The sequence below is a fragment of the Mycobacterium celatum genome (genome assembly GCF_002101595.1).
GTDB classification, from domain to species: domain Bacteria; phylum Actinomycetota; class Actinomycetes; order Mycobacteriales; family Mycobacteriaceae; genus Mycobacterium; species Mycobacterium celatum.
This window is the reverse complement of record NZ_LQOM01000011.1, coordinates 1-17724: the sequence shown is the minus strand read 5'-3', so window position 1 is coordinate 17724 and position 17724 is coordinate 1. Positions and strand designations below refer to the sequence as shown.

General features: G+C 67.3%; 17 protein-coding genes and 1 pseudogene. 7 read left to right on the top strand and 11 right to left on the bottom strand.

Annotation, left to right across the window (positions count from 1 at the left end):
• Positions 1-15: 15 nt before the first annotated feature.
• The gene (locus tag AWB95_RS01495; RefSeq protein WP_198157735.1) at positions 16-1113 is read right to left on the bottom strand and encodes an acyl-CoA dehydrogenase family protein; all 1098 of its coding nucleotides are present in this window, start codon (positions 1111-1113) and stop codon (positions 16-18) included.
• Between AWB95_RS01495 and AWB95_RS01490 the strand changes: the two genes are divergently transcribed.
• The gene (locus tag AWB95_RS01490; RefSeq protein WP_062538312.1) at positions 1089-1514 is read left to right on the top strand and encodes a FadR/GntR family transcriptional regulator; all 426 of its coding nucleotides are present in this window, start codon (positions 1089-1091) and stop codon (positions 1512-1514) included. The two genes, AWB95_RS01495 and AWB95_RS01490, sit on opposite strands and share 25 nt — an antisense overlap.
• A 179-nt stretch (positions 1515-1693) precedes the next feature.
• Entirely contained in the window at positions 1694-3592 is a 1899-nt protein-coding gene (locus AWB95_RS01485) for a glycoside hydrolase family 15 protein (RefSeq protein ID WP_062538328.1), read from the top strand.
• A 4-nt stretch (positions 3593-3596) separates the two neighbouring features.
• Here AWB95_RS01485 and zwf read toward each other — a convergent pair whose 3' ends face one another.
• From zwf to AWB95_RS01445, 8 genes are read right to left on the bottom strand one after another with little or no spacing between them, the layout of a single operon-like run.
• A complete protein-coding gene (gene zwf / locus AWB95_RS01480) occupies positions 3597-5066 on the bottom strand; it encodes a glucose-6-phosphate dehydrogenase (RefSeq protein WP_062538313.1) in 1470 nt (489 codons plus the stop codon).
• 49 nt (positions 5067-5115) lie between these two features.
• On the bottom strand, positions 5116-5463 hold the full coding sequence (locus tag AWB95_RS01475; protein ID WP_062538314.1) for a metal-sulfur cluster assembly factor: 348 nt from the start codon (positions 5461-5463) through the stop codon (positions 5116-5118).
• Complete coding sequence (gene sufU / locus AWB95_RS01470) at positions 5438-5920, bottom strand: Fe-S cluster assembly sulfur transfer protein SufU (protein ID WP_099539613.1); 483 nt, start codon at positions 5918-5920, stop codon at positions 5438-5440. Before sufU ends, AWB95_RS01475 begins: the two co-directional genes overlap by 26 nt.
• Positions 5917-7212 carry a cysteine desulfurase gene (locus AWB95_RS01465; RefSeq protein WP_062538316.1) on the bottom strand — a complete coding sequence of 432 codons (1296 nt, stop codon included), beginning with the start codon at positions 7210-7212 and terminating at the stop codon, positions 5917-5919. Before AWB95_RS01465 ends, sufU begins: the two co-directional genes overlap by 4 nt.
• Positions 7213-7214: 2 nt before the next feature.
• Positions 7215-7991, bottom strand: coding sequence for a Fe-S cluster assembly ATPase SufC (sufC, locus tag AWB95_RS01460; protein ID WP_062538317.1), 777 nt, complete (start codon positions 7989-7991; stop codon positions 7215-7217).
• A complete protein-coding gene (gene sufD, locus AWB95_RS01455; protein WP_062538318.1) occupies positions 7988-9169 on the bottom strand; it encodes a Fe-S cluster assembly protein SufD in 1182 nt (393 codons plus the stop codon). The genes sufC and sufD overlap by 4 nt, the downstream gene beginning before the upstream one ends.
• Entirely contained in the window at positions 9169-10614 is a 1446-nt protein-coding gene (gene sufB, locus AWB95_RS01450) for a Fe-S cluster assembly protein SufB (protein WP_062538319.1), read from the bottom strand. The genes sufD and sufB overlap by 1 nt, the downstream gene beginning before the upstream one ends.
• A complete protein-coding gene (locus AWB95_RS01445) occupies positions 10615-11403 on the bottom strand; it encodes a helix-turn-helix transcriptional regulator (RefSeq protein ID WP_062538320.1) in 789 nt (262 codons plus the stop codon).
• 34 nt (positions 11404-11437) lie between these two features.
• On the opposite strand from AWB95_RS01445, the gene mptB reads away from it, so the two are divergent.
• The 4 genes from mptB (at position 11438) to AWB95_RS01425 (ending at position 15945) form a co-directional block, all read left to right on the top strand.
• Positions 11438-13138 carry a polyprenol phosphomannose-dependent alpha 1,6 mannosyltransferase MptB gene (mptB, locus tag AWB95_RS01440; RefSeq protein WP_062538321.1) on the top strand — a complete coding sequence of 567 codons (1701 nt, stop codon included), beginning with the start codon at positions 11438-11440 and terminating at the stop codon, positions 13136-13138.
• Positions 13135-14067: an ABC transporter ATP-binding protein gene (locus AWB95_RS01435; RefSeq protein WP_232315451.1), complete on the top strand. Its 933-nt coding sequence runs from the start codon at positions 13135-13137 to the stop codon at positions 14065-14067. Before mptB ends, AWB95_RS01435 begins: the two co-directional genes overlap by 4 nt.
• Entirely contained in the window at positions 14064-14840 is a 777-nt protein-coding gene (locus tag AWB95_RS01430) for an ABC transporter permease (protein ID WP_062538322.1), read from the top strand. Before AWB95_RS01435 ends, AWB95_RS01430 begins: the two co-directional genes overlap by 4 nt.
• Before the next feature lie 193 nt (positions 14841-15033).
• Complete coding sequence (locus tag AWB95_RS01425; protein ID WP_232315453.1) at positions 15034-15945, top strand: COX15/CtaA family protein; 912 nt, start codon at positions 15034-15036, stop codon at positions 15943-15945.
• Here AWB95_RS01425 and AWB95_RS01420 read toward each other — a convergent pair.
• Entirely contained in the window at positions 15895-16545 is a 651-nt protein-coding gene (locus AWB95_RS01420) for an ATP-grasp domain-containing protein (RefSeq protein ID WP_062538323.1), read from the bottom strand. The genes AWB95_RS01425 and AWB95_RS01420 overlap by 51 nt on opposite strands.
• Positions 16546-16576: 31 nt before the next feature.
• Between AWB95_RS01420 and AWB95_RS01415 the strand changes: the two genes are divergently transcribed.
• On the top strand, positions 16577-17554 hold the full coding sequence (locus tag AWB95_RS01415; protein WP_062538324.1) for a quinone oxidoreductase family protein: 978 nt from the start codon (positions 16577-16579) through the stop codon (positions 17552-17554).
• A gap of 23 nt (positions 17555-17577) precedes the next feature.
• On the opposite strand, the pseudogene AWB95_RS01410 reads toward AWB95_RS01415, so the two are convergent.
• Positions 17578-17724, bottom strand: a pseudogene (locus AWB95_RS01410) (WXG100 family type VII secretion target); the annotation flags it as partial.

Here is a 17724-nt window from a genome sequence, read left to right as displayed (position 1 = left end):
TTCGCACCGCCCTGCTCAGTACGACTTCGGTAGTCCGAGGCTGTGCCGGGCGATGTGGTTGAGGATCATCTCCCGGGTGATCGGCACGGTCTTGAACAGGCGGACGAACTCGTACATGCTCGCCAGCGCGACCTCGCGGGTGAAGCCACTGCCGCCGTGCACCTCGATGGCCTGGTCGACACAGCGGATGGCCGCGTCCGCGGCAAGGAACTTGGCCATGTTGCTGGCCTCGCCCGCGTCGGTTCCGGCGTCGTAGCTCTCGGCGGCGTGGCGGGTCATCAGCCGGGCCGACTCCAGCGCAATCTTGGCTTCGGCCAACGGATGTGCGACGCCCTGATGCGCACCGATCGGCACCTGCCGCACCTGTCGTTCGCGGGCGTAGGTGACCGCCTTGTCCAGCGCGTAGCGGCCGACGCCGTTGCAGATCGCGGCGATGATCACCCGTTCTGGGTTCATCCCGTCGAACGCGACGCGCAGCCCGTTGCCCTCGCCGAGGACCAGCCGGTCCGCCGGGGCGGCCACGTTGTCGAAGAACACCGTGAACGACTTGTCGGTGATCTCGAAAGTCATTGGGATGCGGTGCATGTCGATGCCGAGAGTGTCACGGTCGACCAGCAGTGGCGACAGCTGCGCGCGGCCGCGCGAGTCGGTGCCGGTCCGGGCGACGACGAGCAGGGCGTCGGCCCGGTCGGCGGCGGTGATGAACGTCTTCTGCCCGCTGATGTAGTACTTGTCGCGGCGCGCGGTGGTGGTGAGCTGATGCGAGTTCGAGCTGGCGTCGGGTTCGGTGATCGCGAACGCGATCTTGAGTGTTCCGGCGGCCATCGGCGCCAGCCACTGCTGCTTCTGCTCATGGGTGGCGTGGCGGGCCAGCAGGCTGCCGACGATGCCCGGCGAGATCATCAGCATGATCTGCGGGCAGCCCGCGGCGGCGGCCTCCTCGGCGACGACGTTCATGGCGGACAGGCCCATTCCACCGCCGCCGTATTCCTCGGGCAGGTTCACCCCGACGAATCCGCCAGCGACCAGGGCATCCCACAGCTCGGTCGGATGCTGCAGGGTCTCGCTGCAGTGCGGTGCGACATAAGATGCTCGAGCCGGCCGCCGCGGCACACGTCGCCGCGCACGCCTCCCCCGACGAACGGGCCGCGCTCGCCGCCGTCGCCGACCGCGGTATCGCCCCGGACGGCACCGGTTATCACGAATTCCACGAGCTTCTGGTGCGCGCAAGCGGAAATCCTTTGCTGACAACGGTTTTGGCCGCCGTCGAGCAGGCTGTCAGGTGGGCCGCCGTCGAGCAGGACATCACTCAATTCGACCGCGACGAGGCCGCCAGATCACATCGCGCGATCGCCAAAGCGATCAGTGACCACGACCCGCGTCGCGCCGAACACCGGATGCGCCGGCATCTCGACGCCGCCCTCGAACATGTCGAGGCGTCCGGACTGCTTGGCGCGCCGATGATCCCGCCGTCGCGCTGGCGCGGAGACAACAGCGACCTGCCCTGGCGCTAATAGACCTGTGCCCAACAATCTGTGCAGGTCAGACGTACGAATCGGCAGACAGGCCGGGCACGACGGGCGATGATGTGCAGATGGGGAGCACCACCAAGCAAGCTTCGAAGCACCCGAAGGCCGACAAGAAACGCATCGTGGCCCGCATCGCCGACGAGCCGGGCGCACTCGACGTCGCCATGTCGACGCGCAGTCCGTTCCCGCCGATCGACGAGTACGCGTTCCTGTCCGATTGTGAAAACACCTGTCTGATCGCACCGAACGGCGCGGTGGAATGGATGTGCCTGCCGCGGCCCGACTCGCCGAGTGTCTTCGGCGCGATCCTCGACCGCAGCGCCGGCCATTTCCGGGTCGGCCCGTACGGCCAGAACGTCCCGTCGCTGCGGGTGTACCGGCCCGGCGGATTGATCGTGGAGACGACGTGGCAGACCGAAACCGGTTGGCTGACCGTCCACGACGCGCTGGTGATGGGCGCCTGGCACAACACCGACAAGCGCTCCAAGACGCATCGGCGCGCGCCGACCGACTGGGACGCCGAGCACATCCTGCTGCGGGTGATCAAGTGCGTCAGCGGCACGGTCGAAGTCGAGGTGAGCTGCGAACCGGCATTCGGCTACCACACCAGCGAAGCCAAGTGGGCCTACACCGGACAGGTCTACGAGGAGGCGACGGCGACCTGTGCCGGCGGCGACGCCGATTCCTATCCCACGCTCAAGCTCACCACCAACCTGCGGCTCGGCATCGAAGGTCCCGAAGCCAACGCCCGCACCCGGATGGTCGAGGGCGACGAGGCCTTCGTCGCGCTGTCGTGGTCGCCGCTGCCGGCGCCGCGAACCCAGGAGGAGGCCGCCAAGAAGATGTGGCAGACCTCCGAATGCTGGCGGCAGTGGATCACCATCGGCAAGTTCCCGGACCATCCGTGGCGCGGTTACCTGCAGCAGAGTGCGCTGGCGTTGAAGGGCCTGACGTATGCGCCCACCGGTGCGCTGATGGCCGCGTCGACCACGTCGCTGCCGGAAACCCCTGGCGGCGTTCGCAATTGGGACTACCGTTACGCCTGGGTGCGCGACTCCACGTTCGCCCTGTGGGGTTTGCATTCGCTCGGCCTGGACCGGGAAGCCAACAACTTTTTCCATTTCCTGTCCGACGCCGCGGTCGACGAGGACGGCAACGCGCAGACGCTGCAGGTGATGTACGGCGTGGGCGGGGAGAAAACGCTCACCGAAGAGGAGCTTCCGCACCTGTCCGGGTACGACGGCGCGCGCCCGGTGCGGATCGGCAACGGCGCCTACAACCAGCGCCAGCACGACGTCTGGGGCACCATGCTCGACTCGGTGTATCTGCATGTGCGGCCCCGCGCGCACGTGCCGGAACGCTTGTGGCCGATCCTGAAAAGACAGGTCGAAGAAGCGATCGAAAACTGGCGACTGCCCGACCGCGGGATCTGGGAGGTGCGCGGCGAACCGCAGCACTTCGTGTCCTCCAAGGTGTTCTGCTGGGCCGCGCTCGACCGCGGCGCGAAGTTGGCCGCGATGCACAACGAGAAGGAATACGCCACGAAGTGGAGCGCCATCGCCGACGAGATCAAGGCGGACGTGCTGGCCAACGGCGTCGACGAACGCGGAGTGTTCACCCAGCGCTACGGTGATCCCGCCCTCGACGCGTCGGCGCTGATGATTCCGTTGCTTCGTTTCTTGCCGCCGGAGGATCCCCGGGTTCGCGCGACGGTGCTGGCCATCGCCGACGAACTGACCGTCGACGGCCTGGTGTTGCGGTACAAGGTCGAAGAGACCGACGACGGGCTTGTCGGCGAGGAAGGTACCTTCACCATCTGCTCGTTCTGGCTGGTGTCCGCACTGGTGGAGATCGGCGAAATCACGCGGGCCAAGCAGCTATGCGAACGCCTGCTGGCATTCGCCAGCCCGCTCAAGCTCTACGCCGAGGAAATCGACACCCGCACGGGGCGTCACCTGGGTAACTTCCCGCAAGCGTTCACGCATCTGGCGCTGATCAACGCCGTCGTGCACATCATCCGCGCCGAGCAGGACATGTTGTCCACGGGCGAATTCGCCTACTGAGCTTTCAGTCTTTGCCGCGCCAGACCCGCTCGAAGGGCAGCCGCCACGCCCGGGGCGCGATCAACTGGTGGATCGCATTGGGTCCCCAGGAGCCGGGGTCGTAGCTGCGCACCGGCGGCGGATCCTCCAACAACGGCGCCGACACTTCCCACAATCGCTCGATGCCCTCGGCGGTGGTGTACAGGGTCCGGTCGCCGCGCATCGCGTCGAGGATCAGCCGCTCGTAGGCCTCGAGCACCTCCTCGGCGTGCCCGGTCTCCTGCATCGCGAACTGCAGGCTGAGTTTGTCCAGCTTCATTCCCGGCCCGGGTCGCTTGCCGTAGAACGACAGCGACATCTTCGCGACGTCGGCCAGGTCGAACGTCAGGTGGTCCGGACCATGTTGTCCCACACCGGATCCCGGCGGGAACATGCTCTTCGGCGGCTCGTGGAACGCGATCGAGATGATCCGTTGTCCCTCCGCCATGGCCTTGCCGGTGCGCAGATAGAACGGCACCCCCGCCCAGCGCCAGTTGTCGATCTCGCATTTGAGCGCGACGAACGTCTCGGTGTCCGACTCCGGCGAAACGCCGGGTTCGTCCCGATAGCCTTTGTACTGCCCGCGCACCACCTCGTTGGGGTCCAGTGGGCGCATCGAGCGGAACACCTTGTTCTTCTCGTCGGTAATCGCCAGCGGCGCCAGCGCGGTGGGTGGTTCCATCGCGACGAACGCCAGAATCTGGAACAGGTGGGTCACCACCATGTCCCGGAATGCGCCCGTCGATTCGTAAAACTTCGCGCGCCCCTCGAGAGTGAGCTTCTCCGGGACGTCGATCTGAATGTGGTCGATGAAATTCCGGTTCCAGATCGGCTCGAACAATCCGTTCGCGAAGCGGAACGCGAGGATGTTCTGCGCGGGCTCCTTGCCGAGGAAATGGTCGATCCGAAAGATCCGATCTTCCTCGAATCGCTTGTGAATGGCCGCGTTCAATTCCTGCGCGCTATCCAAATCGGTGCCGAACGGCTTCTCCATGATCACCCGGGAATGCTCGACCAGGTCCGCCTGGTAGAGCGTTTCCAATACGGCCATCGCCGCCGACGGCGGCACGCTCAAATAATGCAGCAGGCGCGCGTTGCCGCCGAGTGTCTCGAGCTGCTCGCGCACGGATTTCGCCAGGCCTTCCGGGCCCGCGTCTTGGGGCACATAGACCAAGTTCCTGGTGAATTGCTCGAGCTGCTCGTCGCTGGATTCGCGTCTGGCGAATTCCCGGCAGGCTTTGTCGGCCAGCGTGCGAAACGCGTCGTTGTCGAGATCGTCCAGCGACGTGCCGACGATGCGGATCTCCGGAGCGAGGTTAGAACGGGAAAGATGGTAAAGGCCGGGCAGCAGCTTACGACGCGCCAAATCGCCTGTGGCACCGAACAAGACGACTACATGCGGCTCTGCGCTGCTGCCCGTCTCCTTGGCCCCCCGGCCCTTTGCGGGATCGGTCACAGCCCGATCGTAGCCACGGCGGGGTGTGCGGCGAGGAGAAAACGGCGGTTCAGACCGTGAAGCCGAGCGCGCGCAGCTGGTCGCGGCCGTCGTCGGTGATCTTGTCCGGACCCCACGGCGGGTTCCACACCCAGTTGATCCGCAGCTCGTCGACCAGGCCGGCGCCGATCAGCGCGGTCCGCGACTGGTCTTCGATGACGTCGGTCAGCGGGCAGGCCGGCGACGTCAACGTCATGTCGATCAGCGCGACGGTGCCTTCCTCGCCCTCTTCCAGGTTCAGCCCGTAGACCAGTCCCAGGTCGACGACGTTGATGCCCAGTTCGGGGTCGACGACGTCGTGCATCGCCTCCTCGATGTCGGCGAGCAGTTCGTTATCCGGTGCAGCGGTCTCGCTCATCCGTTACCTCCTTTGCGCTGGCCCGCGCCAGTGCGTCTTTGAAAGCCATCCAGCCGAGCAGCGCGCATTTCACCCGGGCCGGATACTTCGCGACGCCGGCGAACGCGACGCCGTCGCCCAGCACCTCCTCGTCACCCTCCACGGTGCCTCGCGAGGACACCATCTCGGTGAACGCGGCGACGGTCTTGATCGCCTGGCCGACGCTTTGGCCGATCACCTGCTCGGTGAGGACCGAGGTGGCGGCCTGGCTGATCGAGCAGCCCTGCCCGTCGTAGGACACGTCGGCGACGTGCTCGCCGTCGTCGGACAGCGCCACCCGCAGCGTCACCTCGTCGCCGCAGACCGGGTTGACGTGGTGCACCTGGGCGGCGAACGGCTCTCGCAGCCCCCGGTGCTGCGGATGCTTGTAGTGGTCGAGGATCACATCCTGATACATCTGCTCGAGACGCATGGTCAGGCTCCCCCGACCCATGGCGGCGCCCCCCTGCGCCCGGCTTCGCCGCGCTTGCGATCGCCGACAAAGAAGTCCAGCGCTCGTCGCACGCCCGCCACTAACCGGTCGACCTCCTCGGGCGTGTTGTACACCGCGAACGACGCACGCGCGGTGGCGGCCAGCCCGAACCGGCGGTGCAGCGGCAGCGCGCAGTGATGTCCGACCCGCACCGCGACGGCGTCGTCGTCGAGCACCTGGCCGACGTCGTGCGCGTGCACGCCGTCGACGACGAACGACACCGGCGAGCCACGGTTTTCCATCGACGCCGGTCCGATGATCCGCACGCCGTCGATCCCGGAGAGACCGTCGATCGCGGCTTTGACCAAGCGGCGCTCGTGCGCGTCGACGGCGTCCATGCCGACGTTGCCGAGGTAGCGTGCGGCCGCGGCCAATCCGACTACCTGCGAGGTCATCGGAGTGCCCGCTTCAAAGCGCTGTGGCGGAGGCGCGTACGTGGAGGCTTCCATCGCCACGTTCTCGATCATCGACCCGCCGGTGAGGAACGGCGGCATCGAGGCGAGCAACTCGCCGCGGCCATACAGGACACCGATTCCGTTGGGCCCCAGCATCTTATGTCCCGAGAACGCGGCGAAGTCGACGTCGAGGGCGTGGAAGTCGACCGGCTCGTGCGGCACCGACTGGCAGGCGTCCAGCACGGTCAACGCGCCAACCGCTTTAGCCCGCGCGACCAGTTCGGCGACCGGTGCCCGCGCACCGGTCACGTTCGAATGGTGGCTGAACGCAACGACTTTGACGCGCTCGTCGAGCTGCAGGGAGTCCAGGTCGATGCGCCCGTCGTCGGTCACGCCGTACCAGCGCAAGGTGGCGCCGCTGCGCCGGGCGAGTTCCTGCCAGGGCACCAGGTTGGCGTGGTGTTCGAGCTCGGTGGTGACGATGACGTCGCCCTGGCCTACCGCGTGCCCGAAGCGGTTGTCGCCCAGTGTGTAAGAAACCAGGTTCAGCGCCTCGGTGGCGTTCTTGGTGAACACCAGCTCATCGGCCTCGGCACCGACAAACGCTGCGATATCGGCGCGACCCTGCTCGTAGGCGTCGGTGGCCTCCTCCATCAGCTGATGCGCACCACGGTGCACCGCGCCGTTGGAGGTAATCAGAAATTCCCGTTCGGCGTCGAGCACCTGCACCGGGCGCTGTGACGTCGCACCGGAATCCAGGTAGGCCAGCTGTTTTCCACCCCGCATCACGCGCTTGAGGATCGGGAAGTCGGCGCGGATCGCAGCAACATCGAGCGAGGCCATGGTCAGGCCCCCGTGGCCGCCGTTGTCTGGGTAAAGCGCACGTATCCGTTTTCTTCGAGTTCGTCGGCCAGCTCCGGGCCACCCGATTCGATGATCTTGCCGCCGACGAACACGTGCACGAATTGCGGATGGATGTAACGCAGGATCCGGGTGTAGTGCGTGATCAGCAGGATGCCGCCGTGCTCGGATTCGGCGTAGCGGTTGACGCCCTCGCTGACCACCCGCAGCGCGTCGACGTCCAGGCCGGAGTCGGTCTCGTCGAGGATCGCGATCTTGGGTTTCAGCAAGCCCAGCTGCAGGATCTCGTGGCGCTTCTTCTCACCACCCGAAAAGCCTTCGTTGACACTGCGTTCGGCGAACGCCTGGTCGATGTCGAGGGCCTCCATCGCGGCCTTGACCTCTTTGACCCAGTGCCGCAGCTTGGGCGCCTCGCCGCGCACGGCAGTGGCCGCGCTGCGCAGGAAGTTCGACATCGACACGCCCGGCACCTCGACCGGGTACTGCATCGCGAGAAACAGCCCGGCGCGCGCGCGTTCGTCGACGCTCATGTCCAGCACGTTCTCGCCGTCGAGCGTGATGGATCCGGAGGTCACCGTGTACTTCGGGTGCCCGGCGATCGCGTAAGAGAGTGTGGATTTGCCGGATCCGTTGGGGCCCATCACCGCATGCGTCTCACCGGAGCGCACGGTCAGGTTGACGCCGTTGAGGATCGGGATCTGGACACCGTCGGCCTGGTTTTCGACGCTGACGTGTAAGTCTTTGATTTCCAGAGTGGTCATGATGTCTTCGCTGTGGTTCTTTCTGAGATGGCCAGTTCGTGTTCGATGGCGTTGGTCAGGCGCTCACGCACCTCGGGCACTGCGATCTTCGCGATGAGCTCGCCGAAGAAGCCCCGCACCACCAGCCGGCGGGCCTGCTCTTCGGGAATGCCGCGGGAGCGCAGGTAGAACAGTTGCTCGTCGTCGAATCGTCCAGTGGCGCTGGCGTGTCCGGCGCCGACGATCTCGCTGGTCTCGATCTCCAGGTTGGGCACCGAGTCGGCGCGCGCGCCGTCGGTGAGCACCAGGTTGCGGTTCACCTCGAAGGTGTCGGTGCCGGTGGCATTTGCCCGGATCAGCACGTCGCCCACCCACACGGTGTGCGCGTCGGGCCGATTCGACTGCGGATCCCCTTGCAGCGCACCCTTGTACAGCACGTTGGATTTGCAGTCCGGCTGGGCATGGTCGATCAGCAGCCGTGATTCGAGGTGCTGGCCGTCGTCGGCGAAGTACAGGCCGAGCAGTTCGGCGTCCCCGCCGGGGGCGTCGAACCGCACCCTGCCGGTCAGCCGCACAAGCTCGCCGCCGAGGTTCACCGCGACGTGCCGAAGCACCGCATCCTTGCCCAGCCGGGCGTGATGCATGCTGACGTGCACGGCATCGTCGGCCCAGTCCGCGATCCATACCACGGTGAGGCGGGCTGCGTCATCGACGACGAATTCTACATTGTCGGCGTAGGTTCCGCTGCCACGGTGATCGATGACGACGACGGCCTCGCCGAGCTCCTCGACCCGGATCTGCAAGTGGCCGTATGCGGTTGCGCCCTCACCCGGACCCTCGATCGTGATCTCCACGGGCTCGGGGGTGCTGACGGTGACCACTGCCGCCGAATTGAACGACGAGAACGCCTGGGCAGCAATGCGATCGGCCGGTACACCGCCGTCACCGAGCCTCTTGTCGCCGCGGCGCACGGTCTCCACGGTGATGCCTGGGCGCTCGGCGACGGTGATCGTGGCGGTGCCGGTGGCCGGCGCCGACCCGTCGTGCAGACCACGCAACCGCCGCAGCGGAGTGAACCGCCAGATCTCGTCGCGGCCGTGCGGAACCTCGAAGGCGTCGACGTCGCACGAGGTGAAGACCTCGCCCTTGTTGGCAGCGGCGAGCGACGAACCCTCAACCGCTTCGGTCAGATTCGCCACTAGCCGACCGCGCCTTCCATCTGCAGCTCGATCAGCCGGTTGAGCTCCAGGGCGTACTCCATCGGCAGCTCCTTGGCGATCGGCTCGACGAAGCCGCGCACGATCATCGCCATCGCCTCGTCCTCGGTCAGCCCACGGCTCATCAGGTAGAACAGCTGGTTCTCGCTGACCTTGGACACGGTGGCCTCGTGGCCCATCGTGACGTCGTCCTCGCGGATGTCGACGTAGGGGTAGGTGTCGCTGCGGCTGATTGTGTCCACAAGCAGCGCATCGCATTTCACGCTGGAGCGCGATCCGTGCGCACCCTTGTTCACCTGCACCAGGCCTCGGTAAGAGGTGCGGCCTCCGCCGCGAGCCACCGACTTGGACACGATGTTGCTCGACGTGTTGGGCGCCAGGTGCAGCATCTTGGCACCAGCGTCCTGGTGCTGGCCCTCGCCGGCGAATGCCACCGAGAGCACCTCGCCCTTGGCGTGCTCGCCGGTCATCCAGACTGCCGGGTACTTCATGGTGACCTTGGAGCCGATGTTGCCGTCGACCCATTCCATCGTGGCGCCGGCTTCGGCGCGGGCCCGCTTGGTGACCAGGTTGTAGACGTTGTTCGACCAGTTCTGGATTGTGGTGTAACGGCAACGGCCACCGGGCTTTACGATGATCTCCAGCACCGCCGAGTGCAGCGAGTCCGACTTGTAGATCGGCGCGGTGCAGCCCTCGACGTAATGCACATAGGCACCCTCGTCGACGATGATCAGTGTCCGCTCGAACTGGCCCATGTTCTCGGTGTTGATCCGGAAGTAGGCCTGCAGCGGAATGTCGACGTGCACGCCGGGCGGCACGTAGATAAAGCTGCCGCCACTCCACACTGCCGTGTTCAGCGCAGAAAACTTGTTGTCCCCGGCGGGGATCACCGTGCCGAAGTACTGCTTGAAGATGTCGGGGTGTTCCCGCAAGCCCGTGTCGGTGTCGAGGAAGATAACCCCTTGGGCCTCAAGGTCTTCGCGGATCTGGTGGTAAACAACTTCTGACTCATACTGGGCAGCCACACCGGACACCAGCCGCTGCTTCTCGGCTTCGGGGATACCCAGCTTGTCGTAGGTGTTCCGGATGTCTTCCGGCAGATCATCCCAAGTAGCCGCTTGCTTCTCGGTCGACCGCACGAAGTACTTGATGTTGTCGAAGTCGATGCCCTCGAGGTTGGAGCCCCACTTCGGCATCGGCTTGCGCTCGAAGATGCGCAGCGCCTTCAGCCGGTTCTCCAGCATCCATTCCGGCTCGTTCTTCTTGGCCGAAATGTCGCGCACCACAGCCTCGGACAGGCCACGCTGCGCGCTCGCGCCGGCAACGTCGGAGTCGGCCCAGCCGTAGCCGTACCGGCCCAGCGACGCGATGGCCTCTTCCTGGGATAGCGGTTCGCCCGCCTGGCGAACCTCGGGGATGGTCATCATCTACGACGCTCCTTGCTTGCTCGTGGTGGCTTCGACGCGGGCTGTGCGCCGAAGGGTTGGTAGCTTCTCGGGGTTCAGCGGGACGTGCGTGGTGCACGCGCAGTCGCCGTTGACGATCGTCGCCAGCCGTTGCACGTGGGTGCCGAGCACCTCGGCCATGGCCTGCTGCTCGGTTTCGCACAGCTCCGGAAACTCCTCGGCCACATGCGACACCGGGCAATGGTGCTGGCAGATCTGCACGCCGTGAATCGGGCCCTCGACCCGGGTGGTGGTCGCGACGTACCCGGCTTTGGTGAGCGCGTCGGCGACCCGCTCGGCGGCAGCTTCCAGGTCGGTGTCCGCGTCAGACGTGGGCGCCTCGACATCGGACAAGATCGCGTCGATGCGCTGCCGGGCGAACTTGCGCACGGCGTCCTCGCCGCCGATCTCTCGGAGCTGACGCATCGCCGCCGACGCCAGGTCGTCATAGCTGTGGTCCAGCTTCGCGCGGCCGGCCGCGGTCATCCGGTACCGCTTCGCCGGGCGTCCGCGTCCCACCTGCTGCCATGCCGCGGCGGGAACCGACTCCGCCTCACCGGCGTCGATCAGAGCTTCCAGATGGCGTCGCACCCCGGCCGCGGACAGACCGAGCCGGTCACCGATCTGCCCTGCTGTGATCGTCCCGGATTCCAGCAACAAGCGCACGACGGCGCTTCGGGTGTGGCCGTCGTGCGTCGAAGCTGCGGCCAGTGCCGCATCCGACGGGATTTTCACAACACCAGTGTGACGCAATTCCGGCGACCGGTCCAGCTGGCCATGCCTGCCCGGCGGTTACGCTGCACTGATGGCTGCTCGCCACCACACCCTGAGTTCGTCGATTGCCCGCTGGCATGGCGACGAACAGACCGTGGGGCCGCCGCTCGACGCTAGCGAGCTGGTCGCGGTCCGCCGGACGCGGCTGTTCGGCGGCGCCGGCACGGTGTTGATGGCGATCGGCGCGCTGGGGGCCGGGGCGCGGCCGGTGGTCCAGGATCCCTCATTCGGGGTCCGGCTACTCAACCTGCCGTCGCGGATCCAGACGGTATCGCTGACGATGACCACCACCGGCGCGGTGATGATGGCGCTGGCCTGGCTGATGCTGGGACGCTTCGCGCTGGGCCACCGGCGCATGTCGCGCGGCGACCTGGACCGCACCCTGCTGCTGTGGGTGTTGCCGCTGCTGGCTGCGCCCCCGATGTACAGCAAGGACGTCTACTCCTACCTGGCGCAAAGCCAGATCTGCCGTCAGGGTTTGGACCCGTACCGAGTCGGACCGGCGCCCGGCCTCGGGCTCGATCATGTGTTCACGCTGTCGGTGCCGAGTCTGTGGCGCGAGACCCCGGCTCCCTACGGGCCGCTGTTCTTATGGGTCGGGCGCGGGATTTCCGCGCTGACCGGGGAAAACCTCGTCGCCGCGGTGTTGTGTCACCGGTTGGTCGTGCTGGCCGGCGTGGGCCTGATCGTGTGGGCGACCCCGCGGCTGGCCCGGCGCTGCGGAGTCGCCGAGGTCAGCGCGCTGTGGCTGGGCGCCGCCAACCCGCTGCTGATCATGCATCTGGTCGCCGGCATCCACAACGAAGCGCTGATGCTCGGCTTGATGCTCACCGGCACCGAATTCGCCCTGCGCGGCGTCGACTCGACACGGCGGCTGATTCCCGAACATCGACGCCAGTGGCACGAGTGGGTCCCGCTGGTTGAGCTGCTGGCCGGCGCCGTCTTGATCACGCTGTCCTCCCAGGTCAAACTGCCGTCGCTGCTGGCGCTGGGGTTCGTCGCGATGGCGCTGGCCTGCCGCTGGGGCAGCAACCTGCGGGGATTCCTGCTGGCCGGCGGGCTGATGGGGGCCTTGGCGTTGGCAGTGATGGCGCTGGTCGGCTGGGCCAGCCGGCTGGGCTTCGGCTGGGTCTTCACACTCGGCACCGCCAACGTGGTGCGCAGCTGGATGTCGCCGCCGACGCTGCTGGCGCTGGGAACCGGGCAGGTGGGCATCCTGCTGGGGCTCGGTGATCACACCACCGCGGTGTTGTCGCTGACCCGCGGCATCGGCGTGCTGATCATCGCGGTGATGGTGTGCTTGCTGCTGTGGGCGGTGTTCCGCGGCAGCCTGCATCCAGTCGGCGGGCTCGGCGTGGCGCTCGGCGTCACGGTGCTGCTGTTTCCGGTGGTACAGCCGTGGTACCTGTTGTGGGCGATCATCCCGCTGGCCGCCTGGGCCACCCGCGCCGGCTTCCGGATCGCGGCGATCGGCGTCACGATCGTCGTCGGCGTCTTCGGGCCGACCGCCAACGGCGACCGCTTCGCGCTGTTCCAGATCGTCGATGCCACCGTGGCCAGCACGATCGTCGTTCTGCTGCTCATCGCGGCGACCTACACCCGCCTGCCGTGGCGCCAGTTGCGCAGCGAGGGCGCCGAATTGCTGCACGACGCGCTGTCACCGGATGTGCTGAGCGACACCGAGACCCGGGAGCCCGCGCCGGTACCCGGCGCTTACGCTGAATCCCCGTGATCTCGGCCTCGAACGTCCCGGTGCGGCTGCGCGGGGTAACCAAGCGGTACGGGTCGACGACCGCGGTGGACGGCCTGGACCTGGAGGTACATGCCGCCGAGGTCTTCGCGCTGCTGGGCCCCAACGGCGCCGGAAAGACGACGACGGTCGAGATGTGCGAGGGCTTCGTCCGCCCGGATGCCGGCACCATCGAGGTGCTGGGCCTGGACCCCATCGCCGACAATGCCCGGCTGCGCGAACGCATCGGGGTGATGCTGCAGGGCGGCGGCGGCTACCCCGCCGCGCGCGCCGGGGAGATGCTCGAGCTGGTGGCCTCCTACGCCGCCGACCCGCTAGATCCGCAGTGGCTGCTGAGCACGCTGGGCCTGACCGAGGCCGCCCGCACCACCTACCGGCGGCTTTCCGGCGGCCAGCAGCAGCGTCTGGCCTTGGCGTGCGCGCTGGTCGGCCGCCCTGAGCTGGTCTTCCTCGACGAGCCGACGGCGGGCATGGACGCGCACGCCCGGTTGCTGGTGTGGGAGCTGATCGACGCGCTGCGCCGCGACGGCGTGACCGTGGTGCTGACCACCCACCAGCTCAAGGAGGCCGAGGAACTGGCCGACCGGCTGGTGATCATCGACCACGGGGCGGCCGTCGCCGCCGGAACGCCGACCGAGCTGATGCGCAGCGGCGCCAAGGACCAGTTGCGGTTCAGCGCGCCGCCGCGGCTGGACCTGTCGCTGCTGATCGCCGCCCTGCCGGAGAACTACCGGGCCAGCGAGGTGCTACCCGGTGAGTATCTGGTCGAAGGCCCCGTCGACCCGCAGGTACTGGCCACGGTGACGGCGTGGTGCGCGCAAATCGACGTGCTGGCCACCGACATGCGCGTCGAGCAACGCAGCCTGGAAGACGTGTTCTTGGATCTGACCGGTCGGGAGTTGCGATCGTGAGCGAATCTCTGTTCCCTCCAGGCACTTTCACGCCCAATCCGCATCCCAACACCGTGGGGCGGATGCTCGCCGCGCAGTTCGGCCTGGAGCTGAAGCTGCTGCTGCGCAACGGCGAGCAGCTGCTGCTGACCATGTTCATCCCGATCACGCTGCTGGTCGGGCTGACGTTACTGCCGCTCGGATCGTTCGGCGACGACCGCGCGGCCACCTTTGTGCCGGCGATCATGGCGCTGGCGGTGATCTCCACCGCGTTCACCGGCCAAGCCATCGCGGTCGCGTTCGACCGACGCTACGGCGCCCTCAAACGGCTCGGCGCCACCGCGCTGCCGATCTGGGGCATCATCGCAGGCAAGTCGCTGGCCGTGGTCGCCGTCGTGTTCCTGCAGGCAATTCTATTGGGGGCCATTGGTTTTGGATTAGGCTGGCGGCCCGACGCCGCGGGACTGGCGCTGGGCGCCGTGATCATCGCATTGGGCACGGCGGGCTTCGCCGCGCTGGGCCTGTTGCTGGGCGGGACCTTGCGCGCCGAAATCGTTTTGGCGATCGCCAACCTGCTGTGGTTCGTCTTCGCCGGGCTGGGCGCGTTGACCGTGGAGACCAGCCTGGTGCCGACGGCGGTCAAGTGGGCGGCGCGGCTCACGCCGTCCGGAGCGCTCACCGAAGCGCTGTCACAGGCGATGAGCGTGTCGGTCGACTGGTTCGGCGTCGCCGTCCTGGCCGCGTGGGGTGCGTTGGGCGCATTGGCCGCCCTGCGCTGGTTCCGCTTCACCTGACGGCCGGGGCGGCCTATCCGACCCGGCGCCGATTGTGCGGCTCCATACGCTCGTGTCGGCGCGTCGCGTACGAAATCGCACACTCGGTCGGCCTACTACGGCCTGTAGTTCGCAGTCGCCTACGATCGGGTCCGTGACGACCATGACCATGCCCGTCGCACGCTGGCTGCTGCGGCTGGTGGACCTGCTGCCGATGCCCAGCCTGCGCGCGCAGCGGGCGATCGCGGCGCTGGTCATCCTGACCCAGGGCGGCATCGCCGTCACCGGCACGATCGTCCGGGTCACGGCGTCGGGACTGGGTTGTCCCACCTGGCCGCAGTGCTTCCCGGGCAGCTTCACCCCGATGGCCGTCGCCGAGGTACCCCGCGTCCACCAGGCGGTCGAGTTCGGCAACCGCATGATCACCTTTGCCGTGGTGATCGCCGCGGCGCTGGCGGTGCTCGCGGTCACTCGGGCGCGCCGCCGCGCCGAAGTCCAGATCTACGCATGGCTGATGCCCGCCTCGACTGTGGGCCAGGCGGTGATCGGCGGCATCACCGTGCTCACGGGACTCTTGTGGTGGACGGTGGCCATCCACCTGCTGGCGTCGATGACGATGGTGTGGCTGGCGGTGCTGCTCTTCGTCAAGATTGGCGAACCCGACACCGGCGTGGTCAGCCACACAGTGGTCAAGCCGCTGCGCGGACTCACTCTGCTCAGCGCGATCACGCTGGCCGCCGTGCTGGTAACCGGCACCCTGGTAACCGCGGCCGGCCCGCACGCCGGCGACACGAGCCCGACGCGGACCGTGCCGCGGCTGAAGGTCGAGATCACCACGCTGGTGCACATGCACTCGTCGCTGCTGGTGGCCTACCTGGCGCTATTGGTCGGGCTGGGGTTCGGGCTGCTGGCCGTGCAAGCCCCGAGAGCGGTGTTGCTGCGCCTGGGCGTCCTGGTGCTGCTGGTGTGCTTTCAGGGCCTGGTCGGGACCGTGCAGTTCTTCAGCGGGGTGCCGCCGGCGCTGGTGGCGGTGCATGTCGCCGGTGCGGCCTTGTGCACCGCGGCCACCGCGGCGCTATGGGCGTCGATGCGAGAGCGGGCCCAGTCCCAGCCGCTCCAGAGCTGACTCGACACACAGCGCGAACTGGCGTTGCGCGTCCTCACGCGCCGCGTCGTCCAGCAGCACCCAGCCCAGCGACGGCGCGACCAAATCCAGTGCCGTCAGCCGCCCGTCATCGGTGACGTCGGCGCGGGCGTAGAGCAGCTCGTCGGCCCCGATACGCAGGCGATCGGCGGCGGCGCGCAGGGCCGCATGCCCCACGTCCCACAGTTCGAAGTCGGCGTCGATCGGCCCCTGCGGGCCGAACGCGTATGACTGCGTGCCGCCGAAAAAGACCAATGCGGTCGGGCTTTCGGCTTTCGGCTGTGTCGGCACCCCTGCGTGCTGCAGGTCGCGCAGGTATCGGCGATCGCTGTTCCAGGCAACGACGTCGGGCGCGTTGAGCAGGTTGGGCACCCGCTTGGTCCAGGCCAGAAACTCCTCACCCCGGTCGTCCGAAGCTTCCCGCAGGATCACCAGGTCGGCCCGCAGGGTGTCCGGGTCATGCCACGGCATCGTCCGGGCGTGCAGCCCGCGCTTGCGCAGTGCTGCGATCAGGCCCGCGTCCTCGCCGGATCCGGCCAGCACGATGCGGGGATGGCGAATATCGGGCCGGGCCAACTTCATGCGGACTCCACACTTGCGGATGATAGTTGTTATGCACGCGATCGAAGTCGCCGAAACAGGCGGACCGGAAGTTCTGCGTTATGTCGACAAACCGCGGCCCTCTCCCACCGCCGGTGAGGTGTTGATCAAGGCCGAAGCGATCGGCGTCAACTTCATCGACACCTATTTCCGGTCAGGGCAATATCCGCGCGAATTGCCGTTCATCCTCGGCAGCGAGGTCGCCGGCACTGTGGCCGCAGTCGGCGACGGCGTGACGGCGCTGGCAGTCGACGACAGGGTTGTTACAGCCGCCGCGTCCGGCGCATATGCCGAATTCTGCACGGCGCCAGCTGATTTGGTCACCCAGGTGCCTGCGGCGGTGGATTTCGAGGTGGCGGCTTCGGCGCTGCTGAAAGGCATGACCGCGCACTACCTGCTCAAGTCGGTCTATCCAGTGCAGCCCGGGGACACCGTGCTGGTGCATGCCGGGGCGGGTGGCGTGGGCCTGATTCTGACGCAGTGGGCAACCAGTTTGGGTGTCCGGGTGATTACGACGGTGTCGACGTCGGCCAAGGCCGAGTTGTCCCGGCAAGCCGGCGCCACCGACGTGCTGGACTATCCCGGTGACGACCCCGACGAATTCGGCAGGCGGATAAGGGAATTGACCGACGGTGCCGGTGTGGCCGCGGTGTACGACGGAGTCGGCGCCAGCACCTTCGACGCCAGCCTGGCCAGCCTGGCCGTACGGGGAACGCTGGCGTTGTTCGGAGCGGCCAGCGGCCCTGTCCCGCCGGTCGACCCGCAGCGGCTCAACGCCGCGGGCTCGGTGTATCTGACCCGGCCGATGCTGGCGCACTTCACCCGCACCGCCCAGGAATTCGCTTGGCGCTCAGAGGAATTGTTCGGCGCGATCGCCGCCGGCACCGTAAGCGTGACGGTCAGCGCTCGCTACCCACTGGCCGAGGCCGCCCAAGCACACCGGGACCTGCAGGGCCGCAAGACCGTCGGCTCGATCGTACTGGTGCCCTAACTGTCGCGCGGCGACCCGCTAGCTCAGCCGCCCCATTTGACGGCTTCGGCTTGGTCGCGGGCCAGCATCGAGGTGGTGTTGGTCTCATGGGTGCCGGCCATCGCGTGATAGGCGCGCACCAGATCGGCCATCGCCTGATTCCACTGCGCCTGCCACGCCTGATAGCTCAT

Coding starts and splice junctions, on each gene's coding strand:
- AWB95_RS01420 (WP_062538323.1), bottom strand. CDS start 16,545: ATGAAGTTGGCCCGGCCCGATATTCGCCATCCCCGCATCGTGCTGGCC.
- AWB95_RS01465 (WP_062538316.1), bottom strand. CDS start 7,212: ATGGCCTCGCTCGATGTTGCTGCGATCCGCGCCGACTTCCCGATCCTC.
- sufB (WP_062538319.1), bottom strand. CDS start 10,614: ATGATGACCATCCCCGAGGTTCGCCAGGCGGGCGAACCGCTATCCCAG.
- AWB95_RS01425 (WP_232315453.1), top strand. CDS start 15,034: ATGCCCAGCCTGCGCGCGCAGCGGGCGATCGCGGCGCTGGTCATCCTG.
- AWB95_RS01485 (WP_062538328.1), top strand. CDS start 1,694: ATGTCGACGCGCAGTCCGTTCCCGCCGATCGACGAGTACGCGTTCCTG.
- mptB (WP_062538321.1), top strand. CDS start 11,438: ATGGCTGCTCGCCACCACACCCTGAGTTCGTCGATTGCCCGCTGGCAT.
- AWB95_RS01490 (WP_062538312.1), top strand. CDS start 1,089: ATGCTCGAGCCGGCCGCCGCGGCACACGTCGCCGCGCACGCCTCCCCC.
- sufC (WP_062538317.1), bottom strand. CDS start 7,991: ATGACCACTCTGGAAATCAAAGACTTACACGTCAGCGTCGAAAACCAG.
- AWB95_RS01415 (WP_062538324.1), top strand. CDS start 16,577: ATGCACGCGATCGAAGTCGCCGAAACAGGCGGACCGGAAGTTCTGCGT.
- AWB95_RS01475 (WP_062538314.1), bottom strand. CDS start 5,463: ATGAGCGAGACCGCTGCACCGGATAACGAACTGCTCGCCGACATCGAG.